Genomic DNA, 19,667 nt, shown 5'->3' with positions numbered 1-19,667 from the left:
AGTATTGCAAAGATTGAAATTTATGTCTTGATTTAAAAATCCAATTCTTATTTCCTTGATATTGATTCATTTCTCATTTTATATTTAATTGACTAGTGAAAATTCAGTATAACCACCCACAACCGCAGTACACGAAATCCGTTTCAGATTTTGTATTTTTGAATAACAATTGATTTCTATTAATGAAAAACATCCTTACGTTAATCTTTACAGTCCTGTTTTTTTGTGCAAATGCTCAAAAAAACCGATTTCCAGATGGCTCAAAAATGTTTCCTTGGTTTAGTGATTTTACCAAAACAAAACTCGAAAACCTTGGACAACAGTATATAATCACTGAACATGGCGTAAAAAATGACAGCACTTTGGTGCAAACGGTTGCCTTACAGGCCGTTATTAATAAAGCTGCTGAAACAGGCGGTGTGGTGGTAATTCCAACAGGTACTTTTCTTTCTGGAGCTTTATTTTTCAAACCCAAAACGCATCTTTATGTGTCTGAAAATGCAAAACTTAAAGGCTCAGATAATATAACTGATTATCCCATAATGCCCTCGCGTATGGAAGGTCAAAGCATTGATTATTTCCCTGCTTTGGTAAATGCTTATGGTGTGGATGGCTTCACGATTTCGGGAAAAGGTACAATAGATGGCAACGGACTTAACTATTGGAAGGCATTTTGGCAACGACGCAAAGAAAACCCCAACTGCACCAATCTCGAAGTCTCTCGACCACGTCTGGTGTTTGTATGGAACAGTGATAATGTACAAGTGCAAGACGTAAAACTGCACAATTCGGGCTTTTGGACGAGTCATTATTATAAATGCAACAATGTCAAAATCATGGATTTGCACATATTTTCGCCTCATGAACCCATAAAAGCACCAAGTACCGATGCCATAGACCTTGACGCCTGCACCAATATATTGATAAAGGGCTGCTATATGGCCGTAAACGACGATGCCATAGCACTCAAAGGGGGCAAAGGCCCTTATGCCGACACCGACCCCAACAATGGCGGCAATGCGAATATCTTGATAGAAGACTGTGAATTTGGGTTTTGTCATGCGGCATTGACCTGCGGCAGCGAGGCCATACACAATAAAAATATCATCATGCGAAACTGCACAGTCAACGAAGCCATGCGTGTACTCTGGCTCAAAATGCGGCCTGATACGCCACAAATGTATGAGTACATAAGCGTAGAAAACGTGAGAGGCAAAGCCCATAGCTTGATATATGTAAAACCATGGACGCAGTTTTTCGACCTCAAAGGACGCAAAGATGTGCCGCTATCCTACTCCGACCACATCAGCCTCAAAAACATAGACATGGATTGCAATATAATGTTTGACGTAGCCATTACCGAGTATGACAAACTCTCCAACTTCGCCTTCAAAAATCTAATCATCAAAACCAAAAAAGCGGAAATAGACAAAAGCATTGTTAAAGGTTTTTCTTTGAAAAATGTGTTGGTGAATGGAGAGAGGGTGAGGTGAAATCTTTGGTTTTTATGTAATAAAATATTCATTTAGAATAAATAATGTTTCTTTACTTTTGAAAATCTAGAACTCATTTTATATCTGAAAGACTTAATTAATATTAGAAGGTGGAACAAGGGACTTCGATGAGCTCTTCTAAATATATTCTAACCGAGCATTTTGTCCTCCCTAGTTTCAATCGAGCCTATTTATGTTTATGAACATCAGTCATATTTTTGCTTAATTAGTAATTTTTAATCTCTTTAGATTTGAGGCGGAAAAATTCTACTTTTGTTTTTTATTAATGAATTGTGAAAATTCAACTCACCAAATAATGAAATACCTAATAATAATTTTAGCACTTTTCAGCTTCACCCCAAAACCCAAACCCACCCTCTACCTCATCGGCGATAGCACCGTAAAAGCTGGTCAAGGTAAGGGTGAAAATGATATGTGGGGCTGGGGAAGCCTCATCGGGCAGTATTTTGATTCTACTAAAATCCATATCGAAAACCATGCGATAGGCGGCAGAAGCAGCCGAACTTTCCTGACAGATGGCCGCTGGGAGCCGATTTTGAAAAAGATGAAGAAGGGAGATTTTTTGATTATACAGTTTGGGCATAACGACGACTGGGCGATAAACGATACCATAAGAGCCAGAGGGACTATAAAGGGAATTGGTTTGGATTCTGTTGAAATTGATAATTTGATAACGAAAAAATATGAAGTAGTGCATAGTTTTGGTTGGTATATGAGCAAATATGTAAATGAAGCCAAAGCGAAAGGTGTAGATGTGTTTGTATGCTCGCAGGTGCCTTTCAATAAGTTTGAAAATGGTAAGGTGAAACGCCAAGAGGAATATTACCCAAAATGGACAAAACAAGTCGCTGAAAATACCCATGCTCATTTCATAGACTTGCATGAATTGTCAGCCGTTTTCTACGATAAACTGGGATTTAACGAAACCAAAAAGCGATATTTCACTCCAAAAGATAATGTTCACACCAACCTAACTGGTGCCAAATTAAATGCCGAAAATGTAGTCAATGGAATTAGAAATACTAAAAAAACAAAACTGAAAAAGTTTTTAAAATAGTATGTTTTGGCGAGTTAAGTAAAAAAATCAGTGATATTCGCTTTAAGAAGGATCAACGTCATCAGCGTGCCATTGACAAGTATAGAAATCAACAAAAATCTAACTATTTTTGACAAAACAAATTAATGTGAAGTCAACCATTCTTTACGGAGTTTCGATGGCCATTTTGCTATTTCTACTGAAATGGTTAGAGCTCCGCTTTGTGGTTTTCAATCATCTCTTTGAAATTTATGCCGGAATAATATCCATAGTTTTTATGGTATTGGGAGCATGGCTGATGTACCATTTTCAGCAGAGGAAACAGGAAAAGGAAAATGCAAGAAAAGAAATGGTAGCGATACCTGAGCTCGGACTTAGTCAACGAGAAATGGAAGTTCTTGAATTGATGTCACAAGGCTTCACAAATCAACAAATAGCCGATAAGCTTTTTCTTTCTATCCATACCATAAAAACCCATGGCTCCAATCTCTTTGTAAAACTAGACGTGAAAAACCGTACTCAAGCTTTAATAAGAGCCAAAGAATTAGAAATTTTAGAATGAAAAACGTAATTTCATACTAAAGTATGAAAGTGTTAAACACTAAAATTCAGAAAATTGCCTAAAATTTAAACCCAATTGATATGCAAAAAATTATTCTTAAAAACGGACTTATTGCAGGACTTGCTGTTTCCATCTTCATGGTCTGTTCAATGGCCTATGTGTATAATTCAGAGCATGCTGAAGGTAGTATGCTCATTGGATATGTCTCTATGTTGGCGGCTTTTTCTTTTGTTTTTATTGGCATTAAAAACTATCGTGATAAAGTAGCCGATGGAAAAATCACCTTTTTTACAGCTTTTAAAATAGGAATTGCTATCTCAGCAATCGCTAGCCTTATGTATGTAATAGCTTGGGGCATTGAGTACCATTTTTTTATGCCTGATTTTCTTGATAAGTATATTTTGTCTGAAATAGAGAAATTACAAAAATTAAATTTACCAACAGCAGAACTTGATGCTAAAATAAAGGAGATTGAACAAAGTAGAGGTCTATATGACAATGTGTTTTCGTTTGCGGGAATTACTTTCGCTGAGATTTTTCCAGTGGGATTATTGGTTACGATTATAAGTTCTTTAATTCTAAAAAACAACAAATCGGCATAACTTTAGGAGATTCTTTATGATTAAAGAAGATTTCTTAAAAGACTAAATTTGTATTTATAAAAAAGTAAACAATGGTATGAAAAAAGTTACCGGTATTGGTGGAGTATTTTTTAAATGTAAGGACCCGAAAACGACTACTGAGTGGTATCAAAAACATCTTGGATTCACCACCAACCCTTATGGTGCCAGCTTTGATTGGTTTGAAGATTCAGATGGAATAAAAAAAGCTCAAACGCAATGGACTCCATTTAAAGAAACTTCAAATTATTTTGAACCTTCGAAGAAAGACTTTATGATGAATTATCGTGTCGAAAATTTGGAGAGTTTACTTGTTGAATTAAAAAAAGAAGGAGTAACAATTCTTGATAATTTGGAAATCTACGACTACGGGAAATTTGTCCATATTCTTGATAATGAAGGGAACAAAATTGAACTTTGGGAGCCAATTGATTAGTCAAATCACAGCTTAATATTCGAGTATTCTATAATGCATTTAGCAACAAAAAACCTCCCGAGACTCAGGAGGTTTTCATATTTTAAAACTTCAACGTAGCTGGTAAATATTTGGCCACCAAATCCTCATAATAAGGCCTTAACTCTTGTACATTAGGCGGATATGGCACTTTTGAGTACAAGTCATAAGGGTTGAATTTGTCCACCCACTTAAACATTTCGTGGTCGTGGGCATTCATGAGGTGATCGTACGCATGTTCGCGGTGTTGCGAGTAAAACGAATGATAACGCAACATGTACAATCCTTCTTCAGGAATATAAGGCTTCATGATACGATAAATGTACTCGTCGTGCCCCCATGACATTTGTACGTTATCAAGGCCGCAGTTTGGCTCATAAATACCATATTTCGTATTGTATCTCGGATCTCTTGAGTCTGGGTTTTCAGCAAAAAACTCTGAATAAACGATTTTATCTGAGTGCTTACAACCAGTAGGGAAGGTGTCGCCCACCACAGCCCATTGCGGCTCACCAAACAAACACAAAACTTTGCCCAAATCATGCATAAAGCCAGTCAGTACAAACCAATCAGGGTGACCATCTTGACGAATAGCTTCCGACGTTTGTAGCAAGTGCTGCAACTGATCCATACTGGTGTCAGGATCAGAGTCGTCTATGAGCGTATTTAGGAAATCTACTGCATCCCAAATACTCATTTCTTTCTTGTCAAACTTTAAGAAATGCTCCTGCTTGTTTTTCGCAAATTCGTATGTCTGAAAAGTATGATTTAATCTATAAAACTCTTTAACGGTGTCTTGTCTTGCCGAGTCTACGTAGTTGCGATATTCTTCTTTTGATTTCTCAAAAGGCTCTGGGTAACGCTCTAGTACATCATCTTCCCACTCTTCAATAGAAGCCAATGGGTTTAGTTCTTTTTCTGAAAAATTGTTTTCCATTATTTTGATGATTGAATTTCAAGCCCAAATATAAATTATTTTTTAAGATTCAGGTAAATACATTGGAGTTAAATTATTAATCAATGTCATTTTTGTCTAAAATTGTCTAAAAATGTTAAAATTTACATAATCATCCTTGTTATTAATTAGTTGTATACTTTTTGGGATAGGCTGTCTTAAATAGCCCAAATATGACCAACTTCTTCTCTATGAATAAAAAAGTCAATCTTGCGTATTGTGGTCTCGGGTTTTATCTTTTGGCAGAAACGCAGGTTTATTTATTGAAGTGAGTTTTTAAGGACTAAAAGAGTAATTAATTGAAGAATGGAATGAACATTTTTTTAAGGATTCTAAGAGTAAATGATTGTTTTACTTCTTCCCCATCAAATCAAAAACCTCATTAAAAACCTCCACCTCAACATCCTCAAATACACCATCAGAGAAACGGTGTATAAGTTTTGGAGTGCCGAGTAGTTTAACTTCTTTCAATTCACCAGAAACTTTGCCAGAAATGATGGCTTTTGTAGAGGAAATTTTTTGCCATTTTGTAATTTCTAGACTGAAATCGGTGTTTCCTTTTCCGTTTACAAAACCATACATTTCGGTGTTGGCTTTGTTTCCATCAGGTGAGCCGCTAAAGTTTACTTCTAGGTCTTTTGAAGCGTATTTTGCAGGTGTTTCTTTTGGATAAAAAACCTGAACTGTTAATAATCTTTCATCTGGTGCTCGAACACTTGCAAACTGTAATTGCAAATAAGGTTTTTCTATATAATTTTTAATGCCTTTTCGCCAGAAAGAAGCACCTTTATAGGTCACTTTTGCATTCCATGTTTTTCCATCAAGCGTGGACTTGAAATTCGTACTCGCCGAGATTATGGCTTCTGCATCGGCTTTCAATTCTGCGGTATTTGTCTTAAAGCCAGCAGGATATACTTTGTAGTCTTTGTTAACATAATCCTTTCCTGTTGAAGGATTTTCGGTAAATTTTAAATCAAAATAGCCGTATTCGCCAGTTTTTACTTGGTTTACTTCTTCATTGCTATTACCCGATATTTTGGTGATAGTTGCTGTAAATTTTCGACCCGTTGGGGCATAAATATCAATTTTATCATTCTTCTTGATAATGCCTGTTATAACTTCCATTCCACCATTGAGTTCCGTTTCTTTTTCTCCCAAATACAGATAGCCTGTTTTGGCAGTGAAGGACTGGGCAAGAGCTCCATTAACCAAAAACAATAAAACGATTAAATTAATAAATGGCATAATATTTAGCTTTTAAGGAAATTTTCAAAATTAATAATGTCTAACAAAATTAATAAACTTTAAAACCCGAGACTTCAGCAACAACGTTCAAACTAAGAGCATAAGGTGAAACTTGGAAAAAAGAAAATTTAACAGCATCATTTTGCACCAATTTAATTAAAAAATTTGTCTCTACTGAAGTGGCATAGTTGTCAAAAGTTTTGAAGTCACCATTATATTGCATATTTCCTAAGGAATTTTTTATTAATCTTATCATAGCTTTAAAGTCATCTAAAGGGGTTTCAGTCGGATTTATTTTGTATTTTACATTAAACAAATACACGCCACTTGAAGGTGCTGTAAAAACACCAGTAGTGTTGTTAAATCCACCGCCATCATTAAATGTCGGAAAATGGTAAGTACTGATTTCGGTTTCTGAATTATTTGGAAGTGCAGTTATCGGGCTGATGACCCTAAAACCTACCTTTTGTTCTTCCCAAGCTGGCGTAGCATTGCCTCTAGAAACTAAAACACTTCCCGCAGGTCCAACACTTTCGTTCTCAGCTTGTAAAGGGCCTGAAAGTCTAATTCCATTATTTGCATTTATTTTTTGAAAAGCGGTGATTTGGCCAGAAGTTCCATCAATCCTAAATTGAGGAAGGTTATTTGTATAAAAGTCTATGTTATGATTGTTTTTAGAACCTATTTCTAAATGATCTCCAATAACTTGAATATATCCTTTAAAATTCAAAGCATCATAAAAAGTTACATAAGGGCTAGCACCCTGAAATCTGGCTACTTCACCTGGCTTATTGATATGAAGTGGAATGGCAGCGTTTATGGTTTGGCCAATTCCAATGCTGTTTGGTAGGGTGGTTACCTGGGATAATCCAACCATGGAATAAAATGAAAATGGAATAGAAAATAATAGCCTTTTCATGAGTTTACTTTTGAATTTTAATGTCAATATCATAATATGAAATTTTTGTAACTGGATTAATACCTGTACCTACGATTCTAAAAAGTCCTTGTTTACCATCTGCCGTGATGAATGCAAAAACATTTTGACTATCAATGCCTTTACTGAAGTCTTCTATTACAGCTACGCCATTTTCATAATCTGAATTCTTATTCAGCTTATTCTGCAAGAGACTACTGATTCCTGAAGAATTCTGGACATTGTAAAAGTCTAGGTTGTTGATTTTGAGTTTAAAGGCTTTGTCGGAGCCATTTGAGATCTGAATCATGCCTGTGTTCCAGATGTTCCATGAAATTGACTTGAGGTAATCATTCAATGAACCAACTCCGCACGAAATTCCGCAGGTTTTTAGAAAAGCGAAAGTGCAGATGGAATTCTGAATGATGTCATAATAGGCAACACCGTCAATGGCTTTATTTGATTTGGATTCAGCAAAAGTGTAGGTCTTTCCGGTATCAAAATCAATCACATTTTTCATGTCGCTTTGGTTTTGACGAGAACCAACTTCAATCCTCACGTTCTGAAAATAATTGAGGTCAGAAGCTATTGGCAAGGTGCTAAAGGTGGTAAGACTTTGACTCCATTTGGCCGATTCTGCAAAAGAAATATCGCCTGTCAAACTTACATCATAAACGCACTGGCTCAGATAAGGTTCTCGATTGATACCAGACTGCCGACAACGACTTTCGGCTTGCTGAATGGCTGTTAGACTAAAAGTAAACTCTTGGTAAGGGAATTTGACATCCGTAAAACTCAAAGAATTTTTGCCACTTTCATAAGTGAATAGGGATTCCGCTTGTTTGATTCTCCAGGCGTCTGCATAAATGGGGTATAAGCCTTTAAACGAGCGGTCGGTCAGAGGCTTGCCATCTGATAATACCAAGTCGTTGTTTCTGTTACCATCAAAGTCACCCAAAAGACCTTTTAATTTGCCTTTTCGACCATCATTCAAATAGACCAAATAATCAATCCGAGATTTATATCTAATCATCACCTCGTCATTATTCGACGAAAAGACCCGAATTTCTTCTGCATTTTTTGTGACCAAGGTATTATCCGAAAGACGTTTTGAAACAAAAGTCTCGTTTTGAACTTCACCATTAATCAATAACCTAAATGGATTTGAGAATACATTTACAACGTCTTTATCGAACCTTACGGCGATTGCTGTGTTGATTGTGGCTCTTTTCTCAGTGTTGTTCATGGGTTCTTGGCGGACCTGAATCAGTAATTTGTCGTTGGTGCTTTGCACGACTGTAAACTCGCCATGTCCCATAAAATCATATGCAAAACCATCGTGGGTGGTAAGATGTGGGTCGCCCTGACCTCCACCCACGCCATCTAGTAAACCTCGAGTTTGGAGTTCGTCGTTACATTCGCATGCCTTGCGTGTAAGCCAGGTATTGGCCACGGTCTGCCCACAGTTCGACAATGCCTGACCTGTTTCGCTTACAATATTAGAAAAACAACTTTGCTCTGCTCCGCCAGCTTCAGGACATTGAATAGCAGGGCGATTGTTTTGTAGATTGTCAATCAATTTTTTGGTTTCGCTGCAGGCGTCCAGAGCGGTGCGGCCTGCAGTAAAAGTCGCCAAAATACCCAATTCTGGAGCAGCCAAAAGAGCCACGCCTGCTGTGATACAACCAGCAATATTTTGCCCAATATATGCTCCAGCGGCAATCCCGCCTATGGTTTTATCACAGGCCAAAATGCCTTGAACTCGGCCACTTTTGGTGTAATCGATGCCATTTTCAAAATAGCCTTTGGCCTTTTGAGCCAATTCGAGGTTTCCCTCATACATCACCTCACCTTTTTTGGAAGTAACCTCTTTTCCGTCAGACTTTTTCTTAACAGATATATCAAATTTTGTTCCTAGATAATTGCTAAATTCAATGATAAAACCAGTGGAAGTTTCAGCTTTTGAAGGTAAGAAATCGGTATTGAAGTCATACTTTATCCAAGCATTATTGATGGTATTGACCAAAATTAATTTTTCAAAATTGGTCATTTCACCTTTGGTGTTTTTCTTGCCAGAGGCTATGACCTGAAGTTTTTTATCTTCATAAGAGGCTACATAGCCAACTTCCAGATTTGGATTGGTAATAATGGCTTGTTGGGCTGTGGCCAAAGAAGCGGGTTCGGCAAATTTGAAGTTCGATGTTTCAGTTACTAGAACTGTTTCTTTCGAGCAAGAGATAAGTATGACACTGGCAACCAAATAAGGTATCTTTTTCATTCTTTATATGTGATTAATGCTTTAAAAGGTACACCCGCCAATCCCGAGCTGTTTAAGTTTTTATTGAGAATGTACAGATTTCCCGCAGCCCAATAATAGTTAAATTCTAGTGATGGGTTTCCAGTATAATTAGGCGGAATAAATTGGTTATTTACCTCAGCAGAAATTGCTATAGATAGTATTTTAGCGTCTGTGAGTCCGTGAGGGTAGGTGCCATTTGTATTTGCAGCAGGCATATTACCGGTGATTTCAAACATTTTTATATGTGGAGCAAATTGACCGAGTTTTGTATATCCCCATAAATCAACATTTGAATTGTTTCTTACTACAAATGCATTTCGTCTATCGAGGGGTGAAGAACCGGTGCCCACAATAAAAATTGGGTTTGACGGGATTCTATTATAAAGTGCATCATCGGGGTCAAAAATAATGACTTCATTGTACGCTCCAAATATGGCTGTATTTGAAGAATAATTTTGTAATCCTTCTCCAAATGTAAATGAATTAGTTGCTTTATTTTCATTTATCAAACCACCTACAAAGGATGTATTTCCGAAATTCGAATTGCGAAACCCAATTGTGAAGCCATACTGAGAGGTAGTTTTGTTTTCTGAGCCAACTGTAAATGAATTATAGCCTGATACGGAATTGAACCAGCCATGATTAAAGGATAAATCTCCACGATTTTTATAATTGAAAATACTTGTTAGACCACTACTAATGCTTCCTTTATAGGTTGAGTATTCGAAGTGGGGGCCTCCATAATAATTATCCATGATTTCTTCGGTATAGCCATCTATCGGAATGAATTTAAGTATGAATCCTTGTCCGACCTGAGTGTTATTGTTAGTTCGAAAGGCAATTTCTATACGTGGATTTCGGATAATAATTTTGTTTGGAATTGTGGTTGTTCCACTAAAAATATGGATAGGTTGACCAAATTCATAAATAATTAGTGAATCACCCGGGTCAGGGATATCCATTAAATCAAAGCTTATTTGATACCCACCAATATATGATGAAGAAAGAATAGCTGGTTCGATGAGGGCATTTGCCGAAAATGGAACTCCCTGGAGGTAGGAACCATTACCACCTGGATCGAGGACGGTCCCTCCAAAATTACCGTCAAGACTTAGTGTGTTGCTATTAAGAAGGGTGTAAACAATGGAATTAGGGTCAACACTCCGAACCGAGAAATCTCTTTGAATAAGTAAACCTTTATTTCTTAGTTCTAAATGAGAGTAAGGTGATTTTAACAGGCCTCCTCCGTTTGATAGCTCTGAGGATTGACCTTTGACAATTAATGTACTTCCAACTATAAAAAGAAGTAATGGTATTAGTTTTTTCATGATTTAAAACATTAAATTCTTCTTCAATCTCCTGCTTATCAGTCCTTTGTGGCCTGATGGCGTTGTGAATTCTTTTTCTGTGATTTTTATGTCGGCTTCAGGATTGACCAAATAACTTCGGTGTACACGTACCATTTTGTCACCAAAACGCCGTTCGAGTTTCATGAGATGGGTGCTTACCAGTATTTTACGGCCATCAGACAAAAAAATATGTGAATATGAAATGTCCGCCTTTATGAACACGATGCTTTCGGGAGCAATATGAAGTCTAGATCCTACATGAATAGTTTTCATAGCCATTTATTTTGTTACAAATTTTAATGACATGCATGAAATTTGAAATCTAGAATGATTGGTTGGAGAGAATGGTTAGTTAATTAACGTACTTGAGTGTATAACTGCCAAAATCGCACTAATCAAAAAACGGAATGGTCATCACTACTCTGGTTCCTTTTTCTAAGTCAATGATTTCAAATGCGATTTTCCAACCATAAATATCGTTTAGGATTTTTAGGCGATCCAGGATAAGCTGTGTGCCAAAGGATTGATGTCCGTTTTCAGAAAGCTTGATCCTAGCTGATTGGCTTCGTCCAATGCCGTTGTCTGTAATTTGTACATGGATATGCTCTTCTTTTTCAGATATTTCAATGTTTATTTTTCCTTTTTCAGATAGTTCATGAAAACCATGCTTTATACTATTTTCCACAAAAGGCTGAAGAATAAATGCCGGAACAAGCTTTTCTAAGAGACTTTTTTGTACATTAATTTCATATTCAAAGCCATCCTCAAATCTCTTTTTCTCTATTTTGAGGTAACTTTCAGTAAATGATAATTCTTCCTCTAAATTTAGAAATTGCTCCCTACTTTTTTGCAGGATGTTTCGAATCAAAGCCGAAAACTCGGTTAGAAAACTCGCTGCTTCATGTTTTCTTTCGCTAATTACTAGGCTCTTTATGGAGTTGAGGCTATTGAAAAGAAAATGCGGGTTTATTTGCGACCGAAGCATATTGAGTTCTGAGAGTGCGATTTTTTGATTGAGAAAACTTTTCTCTGAAACAGTTTTGAAGTACAACTGACCTATGGCGAGTGAATACAAAAATACCTCGGCCAATACACAAAAATTAAAGAAGTAGTTTGGATAGTATTGTAGGAGTGGAGACGTGGTTTTTACCCACTCAAAAGTAGCACTTAGAAAGCCTATAATTACGCCTACAAATAGCACCAAACTCGCCAATCTTATCGCTAAAGGAGCTTTGAGGTGTTTTGAAGTGAACATTGTAATGAGTAGATATATACTTATACTTACTACAATAAATTGCGTTACTAGGGAAATAATTAATTCAAAATCAAGTCGTTGTAAAACTACAGAGCAAAGAATTTCAAGAATTAAAAGGATTAGAAAGAGATAATGCTGGTACTTGAAAATTGCTTTTTGTAAGCTGGAGCCTTTTTCATAAACACCTAAAAATTCTCTAAGAAACAACATGTAAAAAATCTGCGTAATGATCACATAGAAATTTTGTCGAAGCTCAAATTTAAAGAAAGGAATAGCCGTAAACGGTGTTTCGTAGTACGATGAAAATGAGAATCCGTAAAGGTGAAAGAGCAACATTCCCAAAAGGTATAAGGCATAGTAGAGTAAAAATTTGTATCGTGTAAAAAAGTATTGCATTGATACAAAAATCATTACAAAGGCAAGTATAGACTTTAACATGAGGTTTTGTGCCAAAGCAAATCTTTCCTCATAGAGATTTTTGAGTCTTTCCGTATGTTCCTGAGCTTCAGTCTTTATGTTGGGTTGAAGTAAAAACTGTTGTCCAGTTTTATCTTTTACTTTAACTAAGATCTCTAGTTTTTCCTTAGGTTTTATATTGATTTTTAGGTATTTATGGTCAAAGTAGTAGGCGTTTTGAGTTAAGCGTTTATCTTGGCTCAAAAGCACAGTGTAATTCACAGATTGGCTTGAATTTATATGGTATTCCTGAGAATATACTTCTCCCATGGTGAGTACATAATCCTGAGGTTGGTTAGATGAGTTTTCCAAGCAAAACTTAAACCAAAATCCATGAAGATATTCGCTCAGTAGAAATCTGGGAAACCGAACCTGTTGGTATTTTTTAAATGGCTGATTTAATATCTGGCTTGAAGATTTTTTGTCACTGCTATCTACATAACACTTAATATGACTTTCGAAATTTCCACCTTTGGCAACATCAAAGCATTGGCTTTTCACGGAAAAATATCCGAAACAGAGACAAATCAAAAGGAAAAATCGTGGCCTCAATTTTCTAGTAATTTGAAAGATTTGTTTGAAATTGGACTGAAAAAAATATTTTTCAAAACATTCAGGGCCTTTTTTAAGGAATGGTAAATCAGAATTGTGGCTTGATCATGGCCAACAACCTAGGTTTGTTTATTCTCGAAACTGGTAGCTGCTCGCCATTTGATATCGTTACCATGCCACCATCCCCCTTTATGTATTTTCTTATTTCTTGTAAGTTGATAACAAATGAATTATGTATTCTTATAAAGCTTTCTAAGGGCAATACTTTTTCGAAATCCCCGAGGGTCTTAGAAACCAAAATTTTCTTGGTTTTCATCTTTAGCTCGGTATAGTTTCCTTCTGCTTTTAGATAAACCAAGTCAGCCAAATCAATGATTTCGAATCCATCCAAAGTAGGAATTGCCAAGGTGGTGTTTTTCTGACTTTTTCCTGATAGGTTTCTAAATAAGGCCTCAAATTTTTCAAAGTCTTTCTTAGATTCCTTCTTTGATTTAATTCTATCAATAGCCCGTTTTAGTTTTTCGGTTTCTATAGGTTTGAGAAGATAATCTACGGCATAAAAGTCGAAAGCTCTAAGGGCATACTCTTCGTAGGCTGTTACAAAAATTACCTCGAAGTCAATTTCTTTGAATTTTTTTAGGAAATCAAAGCCATTTAAGCCAGGCATGGAAATATCTAGAAAAAGTATATCACAACTCCAATTAGATAAGTAATTGAATGCCTCCAAAGGATCGTTAAAGGACGCTATTACTTCCACTTCCGGACAGAATATCCCTAGGTCGTATTTGAGTATATCAATTCCCGCTTGTTCGTCGTCAAGGATGATGGCTTTGAGCATTATAGATGATTTACGCCACAAATAAGTACTTTTTTTTGAAATATAAAATTGATAAATGTAGTATTTTATATTAAGGCTAGCGGAAGTGCAGCCAACCATTTGGCCAATGTTTAAGAAAGTAAATCATCCTTCCAGTTTTTTGAATTGATATTCTTTATATATAGTAGTTTAGTGAAGTTTTTTTACCTCTAAAACTTCGCAGTTGCGGCTGAAAGTCCTATAATCGAATGTGTCTCCAATCTCTCATGAGGGAATGTGGTTCAGAATCTGTACTTAACTAAATGACATTGAAGCTTTATTTTAAATAAAGTGACAAAATAATTCTTTAACTTTGAAAAAACGACCTTATTCAACAATGAAATTCAATTTATTTAGTAAAATCCTTTTCCTATCTTCATTAATTATTTGCTCTTTCGAAGCTGATTCGAAGAACCCCAATTCTGTGGTTGCCCATAGAGGGGCTTGGAAGGCTAAAAATCTACCTGAAAACTCGATTGCTTCTCTAAAGTATGCCATTCAACTTAATTGTATTGGCTCTGAATTTGACGTTCATATGACAGCCGATGATGTTTTAGTGGTCAATCATGACCCAACATATAATGGAATGAACATAGAAAAAGTAACTTACAAACAGCTTTTGGATTTTAAATTGAGCAATGATGAAAAAATTCCTACACTCAAGGATTATCTAAAGGCTGGGAAAAATTCTTACACCAGGTTAGTGTGTGAAATAAAACCTGCTTCGAGTGTTGAAAGAGGGAGAATAGTTGCCCAAAAAGTGTATGAATTGGTGAAGTCTATGAAAATGGATAAATACGTCGATTATATCAGTTTTGATTATGAAATGTTATTAAAAATCAGGAGTTTGGATAGCAAAGCACACTTGCAATATTTGAATGGTACTAAATCGCCCGCTGAACTTAAAGCTGATAAAATAAATGGTGCAGATTATCATTACTCAGTATTTAAAAGAAATCCCGATTGGATTACCGAATCAAAAAAATTAGGTTTAAGTTTGAATGCATGGACCGTAAATGATGCCAAGGATTTAGATTGGTTGATAGCCAATGATTTTGATTTTATCACTACGAATGAGCCCGAACTGGCTTTTGAAAGAATCAAGAATGCACCTATTCAGAAAGACTGGAAATTGGTTTGGTCGGATGAGTTTAATTACAAAGGTTTGCCTGATGACAAGAAATGGGGTTATGATGTAGGCGGATCGGGTTGGGGAAATAACGAACTGCAGTTTTATACCGAAAAAGACAGCACAACTGCATTTGTCAACAATGGTTTTTTGACTATTTCGGCCAACAAAATAACCAAAGAAAACAGACAATACACCTCAGCCAGAATGGTCACAAAAACAAAAGGCGATTGGCTCAATGGCAAAATAGAAGTGCGGGCAAAATTACCCAAGGGCAAAGGTACATGGCCGGCCATTTGGATGTTGCCAACGGATTGGGAATATGGCGGATGGCCCGAAAGTGGTGAAATAGACATTATGGAACACGTAGGCTATCAGCCAGATACAGTTTATGGAACAGTACATACCAAGGCCTTCAATCATTCCATTGGTACGCACAAAACCGGGTCATTTTTTATACCGACACCCTATACTGAATTTCATGATTATGGCATAGAATGGGATCAAGAAAATATTGATTTCTTTTATGACGGGAAAAAATATTTCAGCTTTAAAAATACTAAAAAGAATTTCCAAGAATGGCCATATGATAAGCGTTTTCATTTAATTATGAACATTGCAGTAGGGGGTAATTGGGGAGGTAAATATGGAGTTGCTCCTGATATTTTTCCTGCAAAAATGGAAGTGGATTATGTGAGAGTTTTTCAAAAATAAAAAAAAGGTAGTCGAGAATCCGACTACCTTTTTTTGCGTTTAAGTTAATTTATAAAGCAGAGGTAACTAGACTAATTATTTTCTCAAGTTTCTTGTTCGTTGCAGAAGCCGCTAATTTACCAAATAAGCCACTTTTGTCGAGTTTTCCAACACTTTTGGTAGTTGAAGCTAAAAGCTTTCCAAAATGGTTTTGAACACTTGAGCCCAACACAGATGAGCCTGCTTTCAAAAGATTAAGGTTTCTTGCAATGTTGGTTTCATTTTGTGAAAGGTTCGATTTGCCGTCTGAAAGCATTGTTTTTAGTCTATTAGCTGCAACCAGCATTTTTACGGTGTTTACAATTTTACTAAGGCTTCCTAGGTCTAATTTACCTGAGTTTGCTAAAGGAATAAGCCCATTCAAAGCACCTAATTGTCCTAAAAGTTTATTTTTGATATCGGCATTTCCTGTATTGGCTTCTCTTTCTAAAAGAGAAACGCCAGTGCCAAGCAAACTAGCTATTTGTGGACCTTCAGATTTTTGTCCGGCCAATGATATTGCTTTGTCTAAAATTCCTTCAATATTTGATTGTGCAAATGTGTTTGTTGAGAAAATCAACAGCAAAGAAGTAATTAAAATTGAAAATGGTTTTTTCATTATAAATTGAATTTGTTTACGAGTTAAGACGCGTTTCAGGTTGGAAAGTGACATAAACAATGGCGATTTTGAAAAAAAATTTCTATTTTTAGATTTTAAGATTTTTGAAAATGAAATGCAAGTTTATGAAACCATTGATCGTCACGTTATTAGTAATTTTTGTAGCCCAAAATGTTTTTTCACAGAAAATTGAAAATCGACTAGCGGAATTAAAGATTATTTTGCCAAAAGTTCAACCGCCCATTGCTTCTTATGTTAATGCAGTGAGAACGGGTAATTTGATTTATTTATCAGGAAAAGGACCAACCTCTTCGGATGGAAAATTTATTTCAGGTAAAGTAGGTGTAGATTTGACTTTAGAAGAAGGAAAGGCTGCTGCAAGAAATACTGGACTCAATCTTTTAGCAGCTCTGAAGGCTGAAATAGGTGACTTAGATAAGGTAAAACGCATTGTGAAAGTTCTCGGAATGGTCAATTGTCCGACAGACTTTACCCAACAACCACAAGTAATCAACGGCTTCTCTGACCTCATGGTGGAAGTTTTTGGAGATAAAGGAAAACATGCACGCAGTGCAGTTGGAGTAGGTTCTTTACCTGCTAATATGGCAGTGGAGATTGAGATGATTGTGGAGGTGGATTGATTTTCGATTAGTTCGATTTTCGATTGGTTCGATTTTCGATTTTTCCATTTTCTGATTTAATAGCACTTAGTTTTGTTTCATATTTGAGTTTAACTAAATGAAGCGTCAGAATTCACCATCGCTCACTGAGCGAAGCCGAAGTGAGTTTTCCTGACCATCGAGCAAAGTCAAAGTGAGCAGTTCTGTCGATTGAGCAAAGTTGAAATGGCGACGTTTATTTCTTTTCCAACCAAACATATTCGCCTCTATTCCTACACCAGACTTTTTCTACTTTTCCGTTTTTGTCTCTTATAAAAAGTATATTGATATACATCGAGCTGAAATAGTCTGTGCCATCTTTGTAGAGATGAAAGAAGTTTCGCAAATCTCTGTCATTCAAAATGTAGTGGAGGATATTGTCTTTTTGACTGATTTCTAACTTTAAATCTCCTTTTTCATTGGTGTAAATACCTTCATAATCTTTAAATTCCACAGACCTATCTTTCCCTTTTATTGGCTCTATATCTTTGAGCATATCTATTTCTTTGATCAGTTCTATGGCAAATGATGTCATGTTTTTTTGGCCCTTTTCCACTGTTCCCAAGGCTGCGTAACCGTTTATTCCTGAGGTGTTTAAATTGCCGCCTTCTATAGGTGTTGGCGTCATGCTACCTGCTTTGGCTTTCATTGAGGAGTCATTGACTGCTCGTTTCATTTCTACCAAATCAGGTCTTATGCTCAAAATGTTTGAGGTTTCTATTTCGTCTGCGTGTCCACTGTAACTTTTGGTTCTAATAACCGCCTCAGCCTTTTCGAAAGCCGGTTTGTCGTAGCGGCTGAAAGTCATCAAAATGCCATCTTCGGCCAATATTTTTGCAGCGGCCAACAAAGGAGGAGTGGTACTCACTCCGATATTGATTATATAGAATTTTTTTGGGCCGTAAGCCGCTAGACTTCTGATTACCTGCACCACCATGTCAGTGGCAGTAGCAAAAGTAGTGCTGGTGGAGCCTGGATATTTGAGAAAAGCGGGATAGAAACCGTAGTTTATGATGGGCGTAATGACCACATTTCTTTCAAGAGCCACCAAATCTGCCAAAGCTTGGGCTTGTAAAAAATCAGTCGAAAGGGGTAGGTGAGGGCCATGTTCTTTTGAACCAGCACCGAGCGGTAAAACCAGGAGTGAATTTTCATTCAGAATTTCTTGAGCTGTAGTCCAACTGATATCTTCCAGAAAAACCGCCTTGTTTTTTGGGTTTCTATTTTGGGCAAAAGAAAGTACTGTAATGCATGTAAAAAATATGATTAATAAATTGATTTTCATTGTTTTAGTGCGTTTTTGAATTTCGTGAATAATTCATTGGCTGAAGTAGAATTCAGAGATTCGTTTACCAATAAATTGAGGCTAGTTTTGTTTTTAGGATTAGCCAAAATATTTTGCTTTTTGAGGTTTTGAGAAAAATCTTGTGCCGAAATTGCCGATAGCTCTAAATTAAATATGTTGCTTCCGTTTTCTATTCTATTTACCTTAAATCTCTCTTCTGTTTTTAATTTTTGGATAAATTCGTCTGAAATAGATTTAGCAATTGTGTACCTTTTTTCAAAGCCTTCCATGAAATAATCTGCAACTGCCACAAAGGGCCAAGATTGGTGTAAACCGCTCCCAAACATTCTTCTGGTGTGGAACATGCCTTCTATTACGCTTTTTGGGCCTGCCAAAATTGCCCCTGAGGCAGCATTGAAATATTTATAAAGCGATACATAAACCGTATCGAAATGCGAGGCATATTCAGTGGGTTTTATTCCCGTGTAAGCAGAAGCTAAGAATATCCTTGCACCGTCTAAGTGCATTTTTATGTTTTTTTCTTTGGCAAATGCACTGATTTTTTGCATTTCCACAAAGTCAAAAAGCTCACCAGTTTTTCTCCTAACTGGCGATTCAATCGATATCATGCCGATGTTAGTTTTTACCCGATTGGTTTCGTTTTTTTGAAATAATTCTTGAACATCTTCTAATGAAAAACTGGCATTTTCGTGTCCCAAAGGAACCAAATTTATTTGACTGAGAGACTGCACGCAGTCTCCAGAGTCATTGTAAATATGGCTCTGATTTTGTACGATTGCTCGCTTAGAATCGCCACATAGTTTCCTTATGGCGAGCTGGTTGGCGAGTGTTCCAGTGGGCAAAAATATGGCCATTTCTTTTCCAACCAGCTTCGCAAATTTCTGCTCAAATTCCTCTACAATACCTTCAAGAGAATAGTTGTCGACCTTTATCCCTTTGGTTTCTATGATTTGATTCAGTACTTTGAGATACTGACTCGGAGAAAGATTTAGACCATCAGAAACAAAGTGGGCCATTGGGCTTTCGTTTATAATCGGTGAGTTGGTTTCGGGTGAAAACGGAATAGCCGAGCCTAAGGCCGACATTTTGATGAAGTTTCGTCTGTTGAGATCTTTCAAATTTTTTAGTATTATGTTGAAAATTAGGGATTTTC

General features: G+C 36.5%; 18 protein-coding genes. 7 read left to right on the top strand and 11 right to left on the bottom strand.

What is annotated here, in order from left to right; all coding sequences use genetic code 11:
- Positions 1-182: 182 nt before the first annotated feature.
- The 5 genes from EGI24_RS20395 to EGI24_RS20375 all read left to right on the top strand — a co-directional run bounded on the left by EGI24_RS20395 (position 183) and on the right by EGI24_RS20375 (position 4,168).
- On the top strand, positions 183-1,493 hold the full coding sequence (locus tag EGI24_RS20395; RefSeq protein WP_255050469.1) for a glycoside hydrolase family 28 protein: 1,311 nt from the start codon (positions 183-185) through the stop codon (positions 1,491-1,493).
- A 316-nt stretch (positions 1,494-1,809) separates the two neighbouring features.
- Positions 1,810-2,571, top strand: coding sequence for a rhamnogalacturonan acetylesterase (locus tag EGI24_RS20390; RefSeq protein WP_255050468.1), 762 nt, complete (start codon positions 1,810-1,812; stop codon positions 2,569-2,571).
- A 127-nt stretch (positions 2,572-2,698) separates the two neighbouring features.
- Entirely contained in the window at positions 2,699-3,112 is a 414-nt protein-coding gene (locus EGI24_RS20385) for a LuxR C-terminal-related transcriptional regulator (RefSeq protein ID WP_255050467.1), read from the top strand.
- 80 nt (positions 3,113-3,192) lie between these two features.
- On the top strand, positions 3,193-3,714 hold the full coding sequence (locus tag EGI24_RS20380; RefSeq protein WP_255050466.1) for a DUF4199 domain-containing protein: 522 nt from the start codon (positions 3,193-3,195) through the stop codon (positions 3,712-3,714).
- A gap of 76 nt (positions 3,715-3,790) precedes the next feature.
- Positions 3,791-4,168 carry a VOC family protein gene (locus EGI24_RS20375; RefSeq protein ID WP_255050465.1) on the top strand — a complete coding sequence of 126 codons (378 nt, stop codon included), beginning with the start codon at positions 3,791-3,793 and terminating at the stop codon, positions 4,166-4,168.
- Positions 4,169-4,250: 82 nt separating this feature from the next.
- On the opposite strand, the gene EGI24_RS20370 is transcribed toward EGI24_RS20375, so the two are convergent.
- The 8 genes from EGI24_RS20370 to EGI24_RS20335 form a co-directional block, all read right to left on the bottom strand.
- Positions 4,251-5,123 carry an inositol oxygenase gene (locus EGI24_RS20370; RefSeq protein ID WP_255050464.1) on the bottom strand — a complete coding sequence of 291 codons (873 nt, stop codon included), beginning with the start codon at positions 5,121-5,123 and terminating at the stop codon, positions 4,251-4,253.
- Positions 5,124-5,492: 369 nt separating this feature from the next.
- On the bottom strand, positions 5,493-6,386 hold the full coding sequence (locus EGI24_RS20365) for a hypothetical protein (protein ID WP_255050463.1): 894 nt from the start codon (positions 6,384-6,386) through the stop codon (positions 5,493-5,495).
- A gap of 49 nt (positions 6,387-6,435) precedes the next feature.
- Entirely contained in the window at positions 6,436-7,305 is an 870-nt protein-coding gene (locus EGI24_RS20360) for a complement C1q domain-containing protein (RefSeq protein ID WP_255050462.1), read from the bottom strand.
- Positions 7,306-7,309: 4 nt separating this feature from the next.
- Entirely contained in the window at positions 7,310-9,580 is a 2,271-nt protein-coding gene (locus EGI24_RS20355) for a VWD domain-containing protein (protein ID WP_255050461.1), read from the bottom strand.
- Positions 9,577-10,929, bottom strand: a complete 1,353-nt coding sequence (locus EGI24_RS20350; protein WP_255050460.1) for a hypothetical protein — start codon at positions 10,927-10,929, stop codon at positions 9,577-9,579. The genes EGI24_RS20355 and EGI24_RS20350 overlap by 4 nt, the downstream gene beginning before the upstream one ends.
- Before the next feature lie 3 nt (positions 10,930-10,932).
- Positions 10,933-11,223 (bottom strand): LytTR family transcriptional regulator DNA-binding domain-containing protein, encoded by a 291-nt coding sequence (locus EGI24_RS20345; RefSeq protein ID WP_255050459.1) that lies wholly within the window; start codon positions 11,221-11,223, stop codon positions 10,933-10,935.
- A 118-nt stretch (positions 11,224-11,341) separates the two neighbouring features.
- Entirely contained in the window at positions 11,342-13,162 is a 1,821-nt protein-coding gene (locus EGI24_RS20340; RefSeq protein WP_255050458.1) for a sensor histidine kinase, read from the bottom strand.
- A gap of 139 nt (positions 13,163-13,301) precedes the next feature.
- Positions 13,302-14,051, bottom strand: a complete 750-nt coding sequence (locus EGI24_RS20335) for a LytTR family DNA-binding domain-containing protein (RefSeq protein WP_255050457.1) — start codon at positions 14,049-14,051, stop codon at positions 13,302-13,304.
- Between the two features lie 355 nt (positions 14,052-14,406).
- Here EGI24_RS20335 and EGI24_RS20330 point away from each other — a divergent pair, with 355 nt between their 5' ends.
- A complete protein-coding gene (locus EGI24_RS20330; RefSeq protein WP_255050456.1) occupies positions 14,407-15,912 on the top strand; it encodes a family 16 glycosylhydrolase in 1,506 nt (501 codons plus the stop codon).
- 49 nt (positions 15,913-15,961) lie between these two features.
- Here EGI24_RS20330 and EGI24_RS20325 read toward each other — a convergent pair whose 3' ends face one another.
- Entirely contained in the window at positions 15,962-16,549 is a 588-nt protein-coding gene (locus EGI24_RS20325) for a hypothetical protein (protein ID WP_255050455.1), read from the bottom strand.
- 125 nt (positions 16,550-16,674) lie between these two features.
- On the opposite strand from EGI24_RS20325, the gene EGI24_RS20320 reads away from it, so the two are divergent.
- Complete coding sequence (locus EGI24_RS20320; RefSeq protein ID WP_255050454.1) at positions 16,675-17,190, top strand: RidA family protein; 516 nt, start codon at positions 16,675-16,677, stop codon at positions 17,188-17,190.
- Between the two features lie 214 nt (positions 17,191-17,404).
- Here the strand turns inward: EGI24_RS20320 and EGI24_RS20315 are convergent, their stop codons facing one another.
- Together EGI24_RS20315 and EGI24_RS20310 are read right to left on the bottom strand one after the other, a co-directional pair.
- Positions 17,405-18,493: a creatininase family protein gene (locus EGI24_RS20315; RefSeq protein WP_255050453.1), complete on the bottom strand. Its 1,089-nt coding sequence runs from the start codon at positions 18,491-18,493 to the stop codon at positions 17,405-17,407.
- The gene (locus tag EGI24_RS20310; RefSeq protein WP_255050452.1) at positions 18,490-19,632 is read right to left on the bottom strand and encodes a low specificity L-threonine aldolase; all 1,143 of its coding nucleotides are present in this window, start codon (positions 19,630-19,632) and stop codon (positions 18,490-18,492) included. The genes EGI24_RS20315 and EGI24_RS20310 overlap by 4 nt, the downstream gene beginning before the upstream one ends.
- Positions 19,633-19,667: the final 35 nt, after the last annotated feature.

The organism is Lacihabitans sp. CS3-21 (assembly GCF_024343675.1).
GTDB lineage: Bacteria > Bacteroidota > Bacteroidia > Cytophagales > Spirosomataceae > Leadbetterella.
Note: the sequence above shows the minus strand (reverse complement) of the source record. Positions and strands in the feature narration are given on the sequence as shown.